The 18,147-nt window shown below is 63.4% G+C and carries 9 protein-coding genes; all 9 read right to left on the minus strand.

Features of this window, described 5'->3' with window-relative positions; all coding sequences use genetic code 11:
• Positions 1-80 precede the first annotated feature (80 nt).
• Positions 81-3,389, minus strand: a complete 3,309-nt coding sequence (gene mscK, locus P0Y58_03900; GenBank protein ID WEK31348.1) for a mechanosensitive channel MscK — start codon at positions 3,387-3,389, stop codon at positions 81-83.
• A 35-nt stretch (positions 3,390-3,424) separates the two neighbouring features.
• The gene (locus tag P0Y58_03905) at positions 3,425-5,167 is read right to left on the minus strand and encodes a potassium/proton antiporter (GenBank protein ID WEK31349.1); all 1,743 of its coding nucleotides are present in this window, start codon (positions 5,165-5,167) and stop codon (positions 3,425-3,427) included.
• Positions 5,168-5,351: 184 nt separating this feature from the next.
• Positions 5,352-6,416 carry a 3-deoxy-7-phosphoheptulonate synthase gene (locus tag P0Y58_03910; GenBank protein ID WEK31350.1) on the minus strand — a complete coding sequence of 355 codons (1,065 nt, stop codon included), beginning with the start codon at positions 6,414-6,416 and terminating at the stop codon, positions 5,352-5,354.
• A gap of 215 nt (positions 6,417-6,631) precedes the next feature.
• Entirely contained in the window at positions 6,632-8,542 is a 1,911-nt protein-coding gene (gene thrS / locus P0Y58_03915) for a threonine--tRNA ligase (GenBank protein WEK31351.1), read from the minus strand.
• An 88-nt stretch (positions 8,543-8,630) separates the two neighbouring features.
• On the minus strand, positions 8,631-10,040 hold the full coding sequence (locus P0Y58_03920; protein WEK31352.1) for a chorismate-binding protein: 1,410 nt from the start codon (positions 10,038-10,040) through the stop codon (positions 8,631-8,633).
• Positions 10,037-10,726: a hypothetical protein gene (locus P0Y58_03925; protein ID WEK31353.1), complete on the minus strand. Its 690-nt coding sequence runs from the start codon at positions 10,724-10,726 to the stop codon at positions 10,037-10,039. The genes P0Y58_03920 and P0Y58_03925 overlap by 4 nt, the downstream gene beginning before the upstream one ends.
• A 33-nt stretch (positions 10,727-10,759) precedes the next feature.
• Entirely contained in the window at positions 10,760-11,530 is a 771-nt protein-coding gene (locus tag P0Y58_03930; protein WEK31354.1) for a 2,3-dihydro-2,3-dihydroxybenzoate dehydrogenase, read from the minus strand.
• Positions 11,527-12,414 carry an isochorismatase family protein gene (locus tag P0Y58_03935; GenBank protein WEK31355.1) on the minus strand — a complete coding sequence of 296 codons (888 nt, stop codon included), beginning with the start codon at positions 12,412-12,414 and terminating at the stop codon, positions 11,527-11,529. Before P0Y58_03935 ends, P0Y58_03930 begins: the two co-directional genes overlap by 4 nt.
• A 30-nt stretch (positions 12,415-12,444) precedes the next feature.
• Positions 12,445-18,141, minus strand: coding sequence for an amino acid adenylation domain-containing protein (locus P0Y58_03940; protein WEK31356.1), 5,697 nt, complete (start codon positions 18,139-18,141; stop codon positions 12,445-12,447).
• Positions 18,142-18,147 lie beyond the last annotated feature (6 nt).

An 18,147-nucleotide genomic window follows, 5' to 3' on the forward strand; every position in this document is an offset into this window, starting at 1 on the left:
CCCTGTGGGAGCGGGCGAGCCCGCGAACGAGGGCGGAGCCCTCGCCGGGTTTCAGCACAGAATAAAGTATCCGGGCTTATTCAGGCTGAAGCAGTGCCATCCGTTTTCGGCTGATCCATGGAAATCAGCTGTTGCTTGCCACCTTTGGCATCCATCAGGAACACCTCGACCTGGCGTACCGAGATCTTGATGTTGTGCGCCTTGAACTCGCGGTTGATGTAGCGGTTGATCTCGTCCAGCGTCGGGTTACGGTCGCCCAGATCACGTACGTGCATGCGCAACTCGTGGTCCAGCGAGCTTTCGCCGAAGTTGAGGAAGTATACGATCGGCTCCGGGTCCTTGAGCACGCGCGGATTTTCATGCGCACCCTTGAGCAGCAGGTCGCGCACCAGGTCCAGGTCGGAGCCGTAGTCGATGCCCAGCTTCAGGGTTACCCGGGTGACCGTGTCGGTCAGCGACCAGTTGATCAACTGGCCGGTGATGAAGGTCTTGTTGGGGACGATGATGTCCTTGCGGTCGAAGTCGGTGATGGTAGTGGCGCGGATGCGGATCTTGCTCACCGTACCGGACAGGTTGCCGATGGTAATGGTGTCGCCAATCCGTACCGGTCGTTCGAACAGGATCATGATGCCGGAAATGAAGTTGGCGAAGATTTCCTGCATGCCGAAGCCCAGGCCCACCGACAACGCGGCCACCAGCCATTGCAGCTTGTCCCAGCTCACACCCAGGGTCGACAAGGTGCTGACGATGCCGACCCCGACGATGGTGTACGACAGCAGTGTGGTGGTGGCGTAGGCACTGCCTTGGGCCAGATTCAGGCGTGACAGCACCAGTACTTCCAGCAAGCCCGGCAAGTTGCCGGCCAGGGCAAAGGTGATGCCGACGATCACCAGCGCGCCCAGCAGGTCACCCAGGCTGATCGGCACCATGCTGGCGGCGGCGCCGGTGCCGCTGGTGTATTCATACAACGTGAAGTTGTTGAGGTAGGAGAACACCGAGATCAGGTCTGACCACACCCAGTACAGGCCGGCAATGAAGCCGCCCAGCAAGGCCAGGCGGATCAGGCGCAGCGACTGCTGGTTGACCTGCTCGATATCCAGTGTCGGCTCTTCGGTGATGACTTCGCCATCCAGTCCTTCCTTGGCCGCTGCACGTTTGCTCAGGGCTCGCTGATAGGCCAGGCGCCGAGCGGCCACCGACAGGCCACGCACGAAGGCGGCCTCGATCACCAGCCAGAACATCAGCAGGTAAAGGGTGTAGATCAGCCGGTCGGTGAGCTTGAGTGCGGTGTAGTAGTAGCCGAAGCACACGGCCACGAACAAGGCGATGGGCAGGGCGGTGAACGCCACCCCGACGGCCCTGCGGAACAGCGAGGTGTCGCGGTGCGCCGGGCTGCTCGCCAGCAGGCGGCTGAGCAGCCAGGCCATCAGTGCATAGCAGGTCAGCACCACGCCGATGCCCAGTACGTCGTCGGCCAGCGCCGAAGGCTGGTGCTCGGCCACTGCTACCACGCCCACCAGTGCCAGCACCACGCTACCCAGCCTGCGCACCCAGCCTCGCAGGAATTCGACCTGTGGCTTGTGCCAGCGGAAGTGGACTTCTGCCACGCCGCCGGGGGCGAGGATACGGTAGGCGGTGTAGAACACCAGCCAGGCCTGGGCCAGTTGCCAAAGCGCCGCGCCAAGGTTGGCGTTCTGCCCGCGGGCGTCGATCTGCAGGGCATAGCTGCACAGGGCCAGGCCCAGGCTCACCGGCATTGCCAGGAGGATGTTGATGAGGATCGCCTGGGGCGTATGCCACTGGCTGTCACGGCGGAAGTGGCCGATATCCTGGTGCACCTTGCTCAGCCGTTGATACAGGTACTTGCGGCGCCACAGCAGGGCGCCGATTACCAGCAGCAGCGGCAGAAACAGCAAAGGGCGTTGGCTCAGGCCGTCTGCCAGCTCTTTCAGGCCGGAGCCCCAGGGCAGGTCTGCAACCTGTTTGGCAAAGCGTTCCGGTACAAACGTCAACCAGTCCCAGTCCAGCGGCTTGTTGCTGGGGATCCAGAACATCTGCTCATCAAGGGTGGTGCGCAGGCCCTGCGCAGTGCCGAGCAGTTGCTTCTGGTTGAGTTGCAGGGTGATCGATTCGTTGAGCAGTGCCGACAGTTCGCGGTTGAGGCGTTCCAGCAGGTCGCTTCGGGTGATGGCGATTTCCAGCAGTGCCTTGCGTAACGCGGGGGTGACGTCTTCCTGCGGCTGGTTGGCCAGCAGCTTGTCGACATACGTCACCGGGCTGCTCATTTGCTCGCGCTGCTGGTTGATCTCGAACTGGTACAGGCGGATATCGGCAATCTGGTCGGCCAGGTCACGGTCGAGCTTCAGGTGTGGCAGGGCCTGCTTTTGCTTGTAGAGAATCTTCGACAGCAGCAGGCTGCCCTTGAGTACGCTGATTTGCTCGTCCAGCGCCTGGTCGGCCTGTGTCAGGCTGTCGAGTTGCTGCTTGGTGCGCAGGTTCTGCTGGGTCAGTTCGTTGAGGCGGTCAGTGCTTTTGAGCAGGTAGTCGGAAAGCTTAAGGTTGGCCGCACTTTCGCTGGCCAGCAGGCTGCTGCCCCCCGCCTTTTGTGCTTCGATCGACTGCTGGGTGACGGCTTGCTGGGATTGGGCCAGACGCTTTTCGTTGATCAGGGTCTGCAGGTCCTGGATTTCCTGCTCCAGGCGCGCGGCGCGCTCGATCAAAAGGTCGTGGCGGGCGTTACCGAGGTCTTGCAGCAGGCTGTTGCCGGCCAGTTCCTGGCGGCGCAGCAGGGTCAGCGCATTGAGCGAGGCCAGCTCGGCGTTCAGCTGGTTGCGCTGGTCGGCGTTGATGGATTTACCGCCGTCCTTGCCGGTTTTAAGGATGTTGTTGATCTGCTGGGTGCGTGCCTGGCTGTTGCTGATCTCGGCTTGTGCGCGCTCCGGGCGGGTTTGCGAATTGATGATCAGGCTGTTGGCTTCGGACAACGCCTTCTGCAGCTCACCCTGTTGGGTGTTGCGTTCGCTGAGCATCTGCTCGAGCTGCGGCACGCTGAGGGTGGCGTAGCGCTGGGCCACGGGCTGTGCCTTGCTTTCGTTGAGCCTGGCGAGCTCTTTCTGGCTGTCGCTGGTTTCTTTCGGGGCGCTGGTCAGTTGTTGCTTGAGTGCGGCCAGCTTCTTCTCGTTGTCTTCCTTGCTGGCCAGCAGGCTCAAGGTTTGTTCGAGCACCTGCTGCAGCGCCTTCTGGTCGGCTTCAGGCAGCTTGCGCTCAGCGATCTTGTCGAGGCTGTTCTGGATGCTGGCGGTGGTCGGAGCCTCTGCGGCGGTAGCGGCAAAGGAAAGGGACAGGCACAGCCCGAACAGGGCTGTGCGAAGGTACACGCGCAGGGACATAGGCAGACTACTTGTGGATCCGGCAGAAACGAAGTTTAGAGGAACAATCCTGGTCCGGGTCGCGTTCCTTCGGGGAATCTGACGCCTACTTTCTGGATCTTGTTCCCGTCCATGGTCGCCACGGTCCAGATCGTGCCATGCCAATCGACCTGGTCACCTACTACTGGAGCGCCTCCGACCTTCTGTCGGATGAACTGCGCAAGCGGCATTTTCGCGTCCAGGCCATCGAGTTTCAGGCCATAAAGTGCGGCCACTGCACCCAGTTCGGCATCGCCTTCGAGCACGAAGTCGCCAAAGAACCGCAGGTCTAGGCCACGCTGCGGCGCCTGGCTGAACAATTTGCCCAGGGCCGGCAGGTTGTGCTCGTGGCCGATCACGCAAAGCATGTCGCCCACTTCAAGCACGGTGCTGCCCGACGGGTGCAGCAGCTGCTCGCCACGGAACAGGGCGGCAATCCGTGTGCCTTCGGGCATTTTCAGCTCGCGCAGGGCGGCGCCGATGCACCATTTTTCCGCACCCAGGCGGTAGACGAACATTTCCCACTCGCTGGTGATGTGCACTTCCAGGGCGGAGCGGGAAATCGGTGCCGGGTCTGGCGGTACCGTCACTTTCAGCAATTTGGCCATCCACGGCAGGCTGGTGCCTTGCACCAGCAGCGACACCAGCACGATGAAGAACGCCAGGTTGAAGAACAACTGCGCGTCCGGCAGGCCGGCCATCAGCGGGAACACCGCCAGAATGATCGGCACCGCGCCGCGCAGGCCGACCCAGGCGATAAAGCCCTTCTCGCGGCCATGGAAGGCTTTGAACGGCAGTAGCGCAGCGACCACAGACAGTGGGCGCGCCACCAGGATCATCCACAGCGCCAGGCCCAGTGCGGGCAGGGCGATAGGCAGCAGATCGTGGGGGGTGACCAGCAGCCCCAGTACCAGGAACATGCCGATCTGCGCCAGCCAGGCCATGCCGTCGAGCATGTGCAAGATGCCGTGGCGGCTGCGGATGGGCTTGTTGCCCAGCACCAGGCCGCACAGGTATACGGCCAGGAAGCCGCTGCCATGCAGGGCGTTGGTCAGCGAGAATACGGCCAGGCCGCCTGCCACGACCAGGATTGGGTACAGGCCGCCGGCCAGGTTGATGCGGTTTACCATTTGCAGCATCAACCAGCCACCGCCCAGGCCCAGCAGGCCACCGATACCAAACTCACGCAGCAGGTGGGTAAGCAGGCTCCAGTGCAGGCCGGTCTGGCCGCTGGCGATCATGTCGATCAGGGTGACTGTGAGGAACACCGCCATCGGGTCGTTGCTGCCCGACTCGATCTCCAGAGTGGCGGTAACCCGCTCGTTCAGGCCTTTGCCGCCCAGCAGCGAGAACACCGCTGCGGCGTCGGTAGAGCCGACGATGGCGCCAATCAGCAGGCCCTGGATCAGACTCAGGTTGAACAGCCAGGCCGCGACCAGGCCGGTGAGGGCGGTGGTGATCATTACCCCTACTGTGGCCAGCGAAAGCGCCGGCCACAGTGCCACGCGAAAGCTCGCCACCCGCGTGCGCAGGCCACCGTCCAGCAGGATCACCGCCAACGCCAGGTTGCCCACCAGGTAGGCGGTCGGGTAGTTGTTGAAGATGATGCCGCCACCATCGACACCGGCAATCATGCCGACCGCCAGGATGATGACCAGGATAGGGATGCCCAGGCGCGACGACAGCGAACTGACCAGGATACTTGCGCCCACCAGCAATGCGCCGATCAAGAACAGGCTGTTGATGGTGCTTGCATCCAAAGGCAGGTACTCCGGTATAGCGCAGGGAAGAAGACTTGGACTGGCAAGTCGCGTGCCAATCGATTCTAACCTGATGAATTGGCAGCATGTAAAGCGTTTCTGCATATGAAAAAAAGGCACCGGGATCGGTGCCTTTTCAAGGCCGATGCTTCTCGCCGCACCTGGCTTCAAGGTGACCCCGGCTTCAGGCCAGGTCAGCAGCGCGGCGTAACAGCGCGCTGGTCTCGTCCCAGCCGAGGCAGCCGTCGGTGATGGACACGCCATAACGCAAGTGCATCGACAGGTCCTGTCGGCCGGGGTTGAGGTTACTCTCCAGCATGATGCCGAACAGGTCGCGATTGCCCGCACTGCGCTGTGCGAGTACATCCTCCAATACCTGCGGTTGACGGGCATAGTCCTTGCCACTGTTGGCATGGCTGCAATCCACCAGCAGGCGCGGGGCAACCCCGGCGGCCATCAGCTGGGTGCGCGCCTGGGCAACCGCTTCGGCGTGGTGATTGGGGCCGTTGCGCCCACCGCGCAACACCAGGTGACCATCGCTGTTGCCGGCGCTGCTGATCAACGCCGGGCGGCCATTCAGGTCGATGCCGAAGTAGCGGTGCGGATGGGCGGCGCTACAAATGGCGTCGCAGGCGACGCCCAGGCTGCCATCGGTGCCGTTCTTGAACCCTGCGGGGACGTCGAGGCTGCTGACCAGCTCGCGGTGAATCTGTGATTCGCAGGTTCTGGCGCCGATTGCAACCCAGCTCAGCAGGTCACTGAAGTAGTGTGCGGCCATGGGTTGAAGCATTTCACTGGCCAGTGGCAGGCCAAGCCCTGCCAGTTCGAGCATCAGCGACCTCGACAGCTGCAGGCCGGCCTGCATATCGTCGCTGCCATTGAGGTCGGGGTCGTACATCAGGCCTTTCCAGCCGACGGTGGTACGTGGCTTTTCCACGTAGGCGCGCATGACGATCAGCAGGCGGTCACGCAGCTCGTCGGCAAGGTCGGCCAGCCTGCCGCCATATTCTACTGCGGCCTGGCCGTGGTGCAGTGAGCAGGGGCCGACTATCACCAGCAGGCGTGGGTCGCGACCATGGATGATCTCCCGAACTTGCTGGCGGTGCCGGCAAATCTGTTGGGCCAGCTGTTCGTGCAGTGGCAAGGCTGATCGCAGCGTCTGGGCGCTGGGCAGTGTCTGGAAGACGGCGTCCAGGGTTGTGGCCGGCGAAACATGGGGGGGCGAACGCAAAGGGGCAATGGTGTTCATGTCTGACATCCTGGTTGTCGTTCTGGGAAACAGGCACAGCCAAGCCGCGCGTTCGTGGCTGCGATGCAAGGAGTGCGAGGGTGTCGAGGGGCTGGCTGCGTTAATCGGGTGGGGCTTTGAGCATCACGAACTCCTGTGTTCGGCGTCCATTCCAGAGCAGGTCATGCCTGGGTTGGCCACGGGCTCGGTACATCCTGAGCCCGTGGCGGGCAGGGTCAATTCACCTGGCTGTCCCTGGCCAGCAGGGCGACAAAGTCGTCAACGCTGAGTGTGCCGAGGTCGTCGCCGGCACGGCTGCGAACGGCAAGGGTGCCGCTGTCCTTCTCGCGGTCACCGATCACCAGCAGATACGGCACACGTTGCAGCGTGCTTTCGCGGATCTTGTAGCCGATTTTCTCGTTGCGCAGGTCCGCCTCGACCCGCAGCCCGCGATCGTGCAATTGCTGTCGTACCTGGTCGGCATACGCGTTCTGTGCCTCGGTCACGGTCAGGAGCACGGCCTGGACCGGCGCCAGCCAGGTTGGGAAGACGCCGGCGTGATGCTCGATCAGGATGCCGATGAAGCGCTCAAGCGAGCCGACGATTGCCCGATGCAGCATGACCGGGCGACGGCGCTGCGAGTGTTCGTCGACGTACTCGGCACCCAGACGATCGGGCATGTGGTAGTCGACCTGGATGGTGCCGACCTGCCATTCACGGCCGATGGCATCGCGCAGGTGGTACTCGATCTTCGGGCTGTAGAAGGCACCTTCCCCAGGTAGCTCTTCCCAGCTCACTCCGCAAGCCGTCAGCGCCGAGCGCAGCTGGTTTTCGGCCTTGTCCCAGACTTCGTCGCTGCCCAGGCGCTTGCCGGGTTCAGGGCGCAGGGCGAGCTTCACCGCTACTTCCTCGAAACCAAAGGCTTTGTAAACTTTCTGTGCCTGTTGGTGGAAGGTGCGGATTTCCGCTTCGATCTGCTGTTCTGTGCAGAAAATATGCCCATCGTCCTGGGTGAAGGCACGCACGCGCATGATGCCATGCAAGGCCCCCGACGGTTCGTTGCGGTGGCAACCACCGAACTCGCCGTAGCGGATCGGCAGCTCGCGGTGGCTGCGCAAGCCGAACTTGAAAATCTGGATGTGGCCTGGGCAGTTCATGGGCTTGAGCGCGTACTGACGGTTTTCCGACTCGGTGACGAACATGTTCTCCTTGTAGTTGTCCCAGTGCCCCGACCGGCGCCACAGTGAGCTGTCCACCACCTGCGGAGAGCGCACTTCCTGGTAACCGCTGTCGCGGTACACCTTGCGCATGTACTGCTCGACCGTCTGCCAGATTGCCCAGCCCTTGGGGTGCCAGAACACCATGCCGGGCGCCTCTTCCTGTTGATGGAACAGGTCGTACTGCTTGGCCAGCTTGCGGTGGTCGCGCTTCTCGGCTTCTTCCAGCTGCGACAGGTAGGCCTTGAGCTGCTTGTCGTTCAGCCAGGCGGTGCCGTAGATGCGGCTGAGCATGGCGTTGCTGGAATCACCGCGCCAGTAGGCACCGGCCACCTTCATCAACTTGAATGCCCCGAGCTTGCCGGTATCGGGAACGTGAGGCCCGCGGCACAAGTCGGTGAACTCGCCTTGTTGGTACACCGAGAGGGTTTCGCCGGCCGGGATGTCCTCGATGATCTTCACCTTGTACGACTCGCCCAGGGTGGTGAACAGGTCGATGGCCTGCTCGCGCGGCAGCTCCCGGCGTTTAATTGCCAGGCCACTGTCGACGATGCGGTGCATCTCGGCTTCGATCAGCGGCAGGTCATCCAGGTTGAAGGGGCGTTCGGCCACGAAGTCGTAGTAGAAGCCGTTGTCGATCACCGGACCGATCGTGACCTGGGTGCCTGGGTACAGGCGCTGCACGGCTTGTGCCATCAGGTGTGCGGTGGAGTGGCGGACGAGGGCAAGGGCGTCCTCGCTTTTGCTTGTGACGATCTCGACCGTGCTATTGCCCGTCAGCATGTGCGAGGCGTCGACCAGACGCCCGTCGACCTTGGCCGCGAGTGTCGCGGCCGCCAGGCCACTGCCGATGGACATTGCCAGTTGCTGGACGTTGAGCGGCTCCGGGAATTCCTTGCGACTGCCATCCGGTAGAGCGATAGAGATCATGTTTTTGTTGCCCATATAGTTTGACGTTGGCGCGAAGGCGCCGGTGTTGAGAGCCTTGCGCGATCCTGTGCAAGGCTCTGAAACGTTATCACCCTTCATATGACCAAGGGCCATTTTGCAGATAGGGTTTCATCTTGTTGCTGGTCTCCAGCCACTCGCGGTACGGGTCGCTGGCTTTGACGATGCCGCTGCCGGCAAAAATGTGCACATGCGCAGCTGTCACCTTGGCGGTCCTGATGGCCAGGGCGAAGTTGCACCGGCCCTCCAGGGTGAGGTAGCCCAGGCCACCGGTGAAGAACTCCCGGTCGATGTACTCGAAGCGACGGATACGTTCGCCGCTCACATTCAGGGGCTTGCCCCAGATAGTCGCCGGTGGATAGACGGCGGCCAGGGCGTCGAACACGTTGGCCCCGGTCGCCAGTTCGCCTTCTATGCGGCTTTTGAGGTGCTGCACGTAGCCGAGGTCGATGACATTCCTGGATTCGCACATGTCCAGTGAGCCCGGCTGGCACACTTGCTGGAGTTGTTCGAGAAACAGCTGGGCGGCGGTTTCGTGCTCTTCCAGCTCTTTGTTGTCCGATAGCAATTCCTGGCGGTAGCGGTCGCGCTTGAACGCTTCATTGGAGCCCTTCCGGGTTCCGGCGAGAGGTTCGACGACCACTTTCCTGCCATCGGTGCGAATCAGGGTTTCCGGCGAAATACCGATCCAGGCGGGCCCCTGGTCCCAGCAGAACAGGTACTCGTAGTGCGGGTTGGGCCGGGGTGCGACCTGATCAAGCAGCTGCAACGGGTCTACTGCCTCGCTCATGCGCAAACGGACTTCGCGGCCTATCACTACCTTGTCTGCTGCGCTGACAGCCATCTCGTCGAGCAAGTCGAGCAGGTTGTCGACATAGTCGGTGCATGGCGGGATCAACTCACAGCCGCTGACCGCAGGCAATGCCGGGTAAGTGCGGGGTGCCAGTTGCGCCACGGCACGTTCCACCTGTGCGCACAGGTCGGCATCGAAGGTTGCGCCGCAAATGCGGCCGGGCTCCACCCACAGGAACAGAGTCGGCAGTGTCATGATCAGCGGCTCGTTCAGGCGCTCGGGGTGCGTGGCACAGCGCCAGCCACCCAGCAGGGGTACGTTGCCGGGCAGGCCAGCCAAGACTGGCGAGGTGACGGCCAGGGTTTTCCAGAAGTGGGCCAAGCCCTGGAACAACTGCTCGTGAAACGACTGTTCGTTGTCCATGTGCAGGGTGTCACGGCACAGCACCCGGTCTTGGTCGAGCCAGTCGATACGAAGTGCCTGCGGGTCACGGGTGACGCACAGGCGATATTGGCTGCCGAGGCCTACCACGGAACGGTCATGCCCGTCGGTATGTTCGCTGAACACGCAACTGAACTGCCCGGCAAGCTCCGGAAAGGCACGGCGCAAGTCGGCGAGCAGCGCGGTGCCGGTGGCGTGTACGCCTAGCGCAGGCGTGGGGAGGGAAAAATCGAAGTGGCTGATCATGCGCAAGATGGCTCCTTGAATGCCTGGGCCAGGTGGCTGCAAAGTTGCAGGCCCCGTTCGAAATCCGTAGGGGCAGGTGGCATGCCCGTGCTGCTGGCCGCACCCCGCAAGCGCTGCACCAGTCCGTGCGGGCGGCTGCCTGGCTGCGCTGCGCTGCGTAGGTTGTGCAGGTTTTCACGGGGGTCGAACAGCCACAGGCTGCCTGGGTGTTGCGGCGGGGTATCGCTCAACAGCAACGCCGTTGCATGGGCCTGCGCCGCCCTGGCGTCAGCGACCCGTTGGGCAATTTGTGTCGGCTCCAGCCCGTGCACCGCCAATGCCATAGGCCGCGCCGAGGTTTGTGGCCAGGCGGGTTGGAGCTGGTTATCGAGCAGGCTCAGCTGGCCTGCCGAGCCAGGCGGCGCTGCGGTGTCCACGGCCAGGTAGCTATCGCTGATGCCGCACAGGTCGCGGGCTTGGTGCGCGGTGGCATGCAAAATCGTCAACACCGGGCCGCCGATCATCCATTGCAGGTAGCGACGCAGGCGTTGGTTGGTCATGTCGAGTGCCTGGCGATCAACAGGTGCGTCGGCTGGCAGCTCGATCCACTGGATGAAGCCTTCACCACTCAGTACTTTGCCCAGCAGTTGGCACAATGGGTTGCTGTTGGGCGTGGCGCTGGAAAGGGGCGAAATATTGATGTTCATTGCCGTCTGCCTCGCAATATCCATGATGGGCACTCAGCCAAAGGTGGCGCCGCCGTCCATGACCAGGTTCTGCAGGGTGATGTGGTTGGCATCATCCGAGAGCAGGAAAGCGATGCCGGCGGCGATGTCCTGAGGTTCTGCGATCTTGCCAAGCGGAATGCCGATGCGATGCAGGCCAAGGTCGCCCTGGACCATGCGCCGGTCCAGGCTTTCATCGTCGCCGGCCAGTTGGTGCAGCATCGGAGTACGGGTGGAGCCCGGTGATACCACATTGCAGCGCACCCCCTGTTGGCCAAGCTCCAGTCCCATGCAGCGGGTGAGCATGGCCACAGCGGCTTTCGAGGCGCAGTAACCGCTCAGGTTTACCCGCGGCGTTGTGGCGGCATTGGATGCAACACTGACGATTGCACCCCGGCGCCTCGCCAGCATGCAGCGGGCCACAGCCTGGGACACATGGAAGGTACCGTGCACGTTTATCTCGAACAGCCGCAGCCAGGCTTGCGCGGACAGCTGCTCGAAGGGAGCCGATTCCATGACGCCGGCGGCGTTGACCAGGCCGTCGAGCGGATAGTGTTCGTCGATGCGCTCGACCAGGCTTGTAATCTGCTCCCGGTCGGTGATGTCGGCGGCATGCAGCTTGACGTTGTCCGAGCGCAGGCGTTCGGCGAGCGCCTCAAGGCCGGAGCTGTCGCAGTCCAGGGCAATCACCGTGGCGCCTTCGGCCAGCAGGCGCTCGGCCAGTGCGGCACCAATGCCGCGCGCCGCACCGGTTATCAGGACCGATTTGCCGATGAAGCGCTTCATGCCGCCTCTCCTGCGGGCTGGGCCTGCAGGCGCAGGTCAATCAGTTGCACCCAGGCACGAATGCTGCGGCGCTCAAGCAGTTCCAGGAACGTCACCGGCAGCCCTGCCTGTTGCCATTGTTCAAACAGCATCAAGAGGCGTACCGAATCCAGGCCCAGTTGCACCGGATCGTCCACCGCCACCACCTGTTCCACGGGCAGCGCCAGGCAGCGCGCAACATCGCCAGGCAGGTCATGGGCCACCTGTACCAGGGCGAGGGCGTCGAGCAGTTGCCGGCTCGACAGCACAACGCTCGAACAGTGCGCCATGTGCTCCAGAGCCAGTTGGTGGCGCTCCAGGGAAAAGTCACCTAGGGCATCGGCCACCACGAATGGCTGGATGTCGGCCATGAAGGCTTCGGTGGCGGTGGTCAGGCAGCCGATATGGGCGTAGACCCCGCAGATGATCAACTGGTCGCGTCCAGCCACCTGCAGCCGTTCGAGAAAGTCGGAGCGGGCGAAGGCACTGTAGCGGTGCTTGACCAGCACCACGTCACGCTGAGGGTCGGGCGCCAGGCCTGCGACGATGCCAGGGCTGACACCGTCCTCGGCCAGCCCCGGGCCCCAGAAGTCGCACAACAGCCCCCGTGATTCGGCCTGCTGGTCACCGGGCTGGGCGGTGTAGTACACGGGGATGCCGAGGGCATGGCATGCCACGCGCAGTGACTGGATGCGCTGGACCAGGCCTTCGACGAACGCCTGCGAGGCATAGGGCTTGAGAAAATGGTTCTGCATGTCATGAATCAGCAGCGCCGCCCGCTCGGGCGCAGGCGTCCAGGGCAGGGCTGGCCGGTTCAGCGTGACGTGGCTGGGGATCGGGTAATGCTGGATCTGTGGAATTGCCATCGGTAGGTCCTTGAAAGCGTAAAGGGCGGGTCACGCCGCGAATTGTTGGCGCAGTACCTTCTTGTCGGTCTTGCCCAAGGTGGTCTTGGGCAGACTGGACAGCCACTGGAACTGGTCAGGGATGCGCTGTGCTGCAACGCCGCGTGCCTGTAGGTGGGCCTTCAGTGACTCGGTGTCGCAGCCTGGGCCGGGGGCGGCGACCAGCACGGCGCACGCGCGCTCGCCCAAGTGAGGGTCGGGTATGCCGATCACTGCTGCTTCCAGCACCCCGGGGTGGGCCAGCAAGTGGCCCTCGATTTCCTCGGCGGCTATTTTTTCGCCGCCGCGATTGACCTGGTCCTTGTGCCGGCCAGTGACGACCAGGTAGCCGTCTTCGCGCAGGCACACCACATCACCCGTGCGATAGAAACCGTCGGCAGTAAAGGCGCGGGCGTTCTGCTGAGGTGCGTCCAGGTAGCCACGAATGGTGTATGGCCCACGCACCAGTAAGTGCCCTGGTTGCCCGATGGCGACCGGTTGGTCGTCATCATCAACCACCAGGATTTCGTCCAGCGGGCTCATCGGCCGCCCCTGGGTGTGTAGCAACTGGTCGAGGTCACCGGCCAGACCCGTGTAGCAGACCAGCCCTTCGGACATGCCATACACCTGTTGCAAGGTGAACCCGAAGCTGTGGGTCAAGCGTGCTGCAATCTCGTCGCTCAGACGCGCGCCGCCCACCTGCAGGAAGCGCAGGCTGCCCAAGTCGTGCTGGCGCGGCGCGTGCAGCCAGGCTTGCGCCAGGCTCGGCACCAGGGCGGTGAATGTCACTGCTTCGCGGGCGATGCTGGCGAAGCAGGCCGAGCCGCTGGGGTCGGCCTGCATCACCACGCGGCCACCCGCCAGCAGAGTGCCGATGAAACCGGGTGAACTGAGGGTGAAGTTGTGGCCTGCCGGCAGCACGCACAAGTACACGCTTTGCGGGCTCAACTGACAGATTTCGGCGCTGACACGGATGCTGTAGAGATAATCGTCATGCCGGCGCAGGATCAGTTTGGGCATGGCGGTGCTGCCACCGGACAGCGTGATCAGCGCCGGTGTGCGGCTATCGACGGGCGCTACTGGCAGGTCCTGGCCATACAGGCTGGCGTAGGGTATGAACTCTGCGGCGTCCCCCAGGACGATTACGTGACGCAACGCACTGGGCAGGGTTTGCAGCTCGCGGGCAATGTCCCGGTAGTCGAAGCCCACGGCGCGGTCCTTGATCAGGTACGCCACGGCCTTGCTGGCCTGGACAATGTGGCAGATCTCGTTACGCCGGTCGGTGGGCAGGGCGAACACCGGGACCACACCCATGCGGAACAGGGCAAAGGTGGTCTCGATGAATTCCAGCACGTTGGGCAGCTGCACCACCATGCGATCACCCTGGCGTAGCCCCAGCCGGGTGAACCCGTCGGCCAGCTGGTTGCAACGGCTGTGCAGTTCGGCGTAGGTAAGCCGGCGTTCGCCGTCCACCACGGCTACCTGCCTGGGGTTCAGCCGGGCATGTCGGGCAATGCAGGCATCGAGGGTTTCACCGGTCCAGGCACCTTGTTGGCGGTAGTAGCGTTCGAAGCGCTCGGGCCAGTAGGGCGCATGCAGGTCAGGCAGCTGGAGCGGCTCAGGCTGTAAGTGGTTGTGCAGGTGGTCCAGGCAGTGCTGGCGCGTAGCCGGGCCGAACGCTACTTGCCAGCCGTGTGGCACCGGGCTGAAGCTGGGCCACAGCGAAGGTTGCAAGGCACCGTTGCGCAGCAGCAGGAAGTGGCCATGAGCGGCATCGAACGGGTTGTGGAAGTCGCGCAGCACGGGCTGCGCGCGTCGAGACTGGGGCTTGGCCAGTGCCGCGTTGTGACGCAACAACACGTGGGCCAGCGCCTGCGGCTGTTCGCTGACAAAGTAGTGGCCGCCACCTTCGATCACGTCCAGGGACACAGTCGCGCTGTAGGCCTGCCAGTCGAGGTAACGGCGGGTGTAATCAGGCGTCAGGGGGTCGGCACTGCCGACGACGACATGGATGGGGGCTCGCAGCGTGCCGCGTTGCCTGGCCTCGCTGCTGAAGAATGCGGCGGTTTGCCCGGCATCGTGTTTGGTCATTCGAGCAATGGCTGCCAGGCTTTGAGCGTCTGGCACTTCCTTGAAACCACCCAGCTCTTGCAGGAAGCCAATGATCTGCTCGCCCGAGCGCTGCGCTACCTGTTGCTCGATCGCTTCAGGTTGCAGGTCGAGCAGCATGCCGCCGATGGTCAATCCGCGCAGGTCAGCGCCGGCCTGTTCCAGGCGCCGGCTGATTTCCAGTGCCAGCGCGTTGCCGGCACAGTGGCCGTAGACCAGCAACGGCCCCTGTACCTTGGCCAGCACTTCGCCGACCACACCGGCGGCGATGGTGGCGTTGTCTGCGAATGGTTCGTCGGCCTGCACCACATCGTGGCCCGGCAGGCGAACGCACAGGTAGTTGAACGAGGTGCCCAACTGCTCCACCAACTGCCGATAGGCAAATATGTTGCCACCCGCGAACGGCACCAGCAGCAAGGTGGCCCGGTCGGCGCGTGCGCTCGCACCCATGGCCTGGGTCCAGCTGTTTTCGGCGGCGTTCGTGCCGTTGTGGCGCAGGTAGTCGGCGCAACTGCGGGGGGTAGGTTGCTCGAACAGTTGCAGTACCGGCAGGCCCATGTCGCGGCACAGGCCGATGGCCTTGATCGAGTCGCCGCCGATGCCGAAGAAATCGTCGTCCAAGCTGATGCGCGGCTGGTCCAGATGCGACGACCAGTGGGCCAGTACCTGCTCGTCAAGGCTGTCCCGTGGTGGCTCCAGGTGCCGCGTGCAATCCGCCTCGATGGCCGGCAAGGCACGGCGATCCAGCTTGCCGTTGGCGGTGATGGCAAATGCCTGTTGCACGCCGATCGCTGCCGGCACCATGTAGGCCGGCAGGTGCTCGCGCACGTGCTCGCGCAGTGCTTCGCTGTCCACGTCGCCTGTCGAGTAGCCCGGCGCCGGCACCACGTGGGCGATCAGCCGTGGGTCGTTGGCGCGGTCGCTGACCACCAGGGCCACGGCATTGGAGACCGATGCGTGGGCGCGCAGGCAGCTTTCGATTTCACCCAGTTCAATGCGGTAACCCCGCAACTTGACCTGCTGGTCGGCGCGGCCGATGTATTCGAGCTCACCGTCGGCCAGGCGAATCGCCACGTCGCCGCTGCGGTACATGCGCTGGCCCGGCGCGCCGAAAGGGTCCGCAACGAAACGCGTGGCATCCAGTTCGGGGCGGGCCAGATAGCCTTGGGCCAGGCCTTCGCCACGGACATACATTTCGCCTTGTGCGCCCTCGGGCACTGGCTGCAGGGCATCGTCCAGGACCAGGATGTCCATGTCAGCGTACGGGCGGCCAATCAGGCTGCCGACATTGGCCAGCACCTGCTCGTGAGTGATGAAGCGGTGACAGGTGTTGATGGTGGTCTCGGTGATGCCGTACAGGTTGAGCAATTGCGGGTTGGCCGGGCGCGGCAGTTCGAACCATGGGGCCAGCCGGCCCAGGTCGAGGGGCTCGCCACCGAAACACTGGTAGCGCAGCTTCATGCGTGCGACCAGTTCGGGGTGGTCGGCTTCGGCTTCCATGAAGCGGTAGAACGCCGAGGGAATCTGGCCGAACACGGTAACCTGCTCACGCACTACCAGTTCCAGCAAGGCATGGGGGTCACGGGTAGTGGCCACCGGCACGATCACCAGGCGCCCACCATGCAGCAGCGCACCCCACATCTCCCAGACCGAGGCATCGAACATGTAGGCGTGGCAGCCGGTCCAGACGTCGCTGTTGCGGTAGTCGAACCAGGCATGGGTAGTAGTGAACAGCCGCACCACGTTATGGTGGCTGATGCATACGCCCTTGGGTTTGCCGGTGGACCCTGAAGTGTAGATGACATAGGCCCTGTCCTGGGGCTGCGGGCCAACGCCCGGCGCGTGTTCTGCGGCCTGTTGCAACGCCTGGCGCGTGGCTTGGGCGTCGATGTTCAAGGGTTGGCTGTCAGGGAGCAGGGCACTGGCTTTTTCTGCGGTGGCTTGGCAGCACAACAGGTAGTCGGCGGCACATTCTTCAAGAATGCCGGCCAGGCGTTCTTGCGGTGCATCGGGGTCCAGTGGCACGTAGGCCGCACCGCACTTGAGCACGGCCAGGATGGCCACCACGGTTTCCACGGAGCGTTCCAGCAACAGTGCGATGGTGCGCTGCGGTGAAGGGGTACGTGGGGCCAGGTTGGCTTTGATCAGATGCGCCAGGCGGTTGGCCTGGCGGTCAAGGTCCTGATAGCTCAGCGCGCGCTCATCCAGGGAAAGTGCGATGGCATGCGGCGTGTTGTTAACCCAGTGGGCGAAACCGTCCAGCAGCGTCGCCTGGCCTAGGCTGGCGGGTGCCAGTGGCGGGCAGGCCGGCTGTGAATATGCTGCCAGTTGGCCGAGCGGGCGCTCGGTATCGCTGACGAATGCTTCGATGAATTCGACGAAACGCTCCACGTGGGTACGCAACGCCTCAGGCTCGTACAGCTCGGGGTTGGCCATGCCGCATACGCGCAGCCCCTGGCCCGGTATCGGCTGTACCAGCAGTGACAGGTCGTCGGCAGCGCCAGCGCTAAGTACTTCGACTTCACTGGCAAGCGTGCCGAAGGCCAGCGCAGGTGAGTAGATGTCGATATTGATCTGGGGGCCAGTGAGGCGTCGCCCTTCACCCAGCAAGTTGCAGTCACGGCGGATGTCCTCTGCCCGGTAGCGCTGATGCTCGCGCATGCCGGCCAGGGCCTTGACGGTGTCTGCTACAAGCTCACCAACACGCGTCCACGGGTCGATTCGCAGCTGCAACGGCAATACGTTGGCCAAGGTGCAGGGTACGTCGTGCGCCTGCGTGCTCAGGCGGTTCATCATCGGAATACCAATGACCACGTCTCGCTGGCCGGTGCTGCGGCCGATGAAGGCGGCGAAGGCACCAATAAGCACCTGCAGCCAATGGTTCTGCGACTGGCTGGCGCACTGGCGCAAACGCTGGAATGCGTCTTCGGTCAACTGGCTGCGGTGCAGAAGTGCCTGCCTGGTGGGCAGTTTTACCTGTGGATTGAGGCTGGCCACTGTCAGGCTGCTGTCTATCTGCTGCTGCCAGTAAGCGCGGTCACGCGCAAAGTCGGGCGCGGACTGGTAAGCCCTTTCTGCTTCCAGCACTCTGTGGAACCCACCCAATGGCACTGCGGTGCCGCGGTGGTCGACCTGCTCGCTGTAAAGCGCTGCCCAGCGCTTGAGGAACAGGCCAAGGCCAACACCGTCAAGGGCGATATGGTGGCTTTTCACGTACAGGCAATCGGCCTGTTCGCCGATACGCACCAGGTTTGCTTGCAGCAGTGGCCCCTGCCCGAGGTCGACAGGCGTCGCCAGGTCGCTGGCCATCCATTGGCGGGCCAGGCTTTCGCTGACAAAGGCGTGTTCGGCGACTGGGTATTGCGACGGGGCGAGGATCTGTTGCTGCACCACCCCTTGCGTCTCGTAGAAGCGGGCGCGCAGGCAGGTGCTCTCACTCATTGCCTGGTTCAGGGCGGCCGCCAAGCGCTGCGGGTCCACGCGGCCATCGAAGTGCAGCAGGCTGGCAATGTTGTATGCGGCGCTGTCGCTGGCCAGCTGCTGTCCTAGCCAGATTGCATGCTGGGCGGCAGTGAGCGGGAGTGGGGTGACGGCTTCCATTTCAAA

Source organism: Candidatus Pseudomonas phytovorans (assembly GCA_029202525.1).
In the GTDB taxonomy this organism is placed as follows: Bacteria; Pseudomonadota; Gammaproteobacteria; order Pseudomonadales; family Pseudomonadaceae; genus Aquipseudomonas; species Aquipseudomonas phytovorans.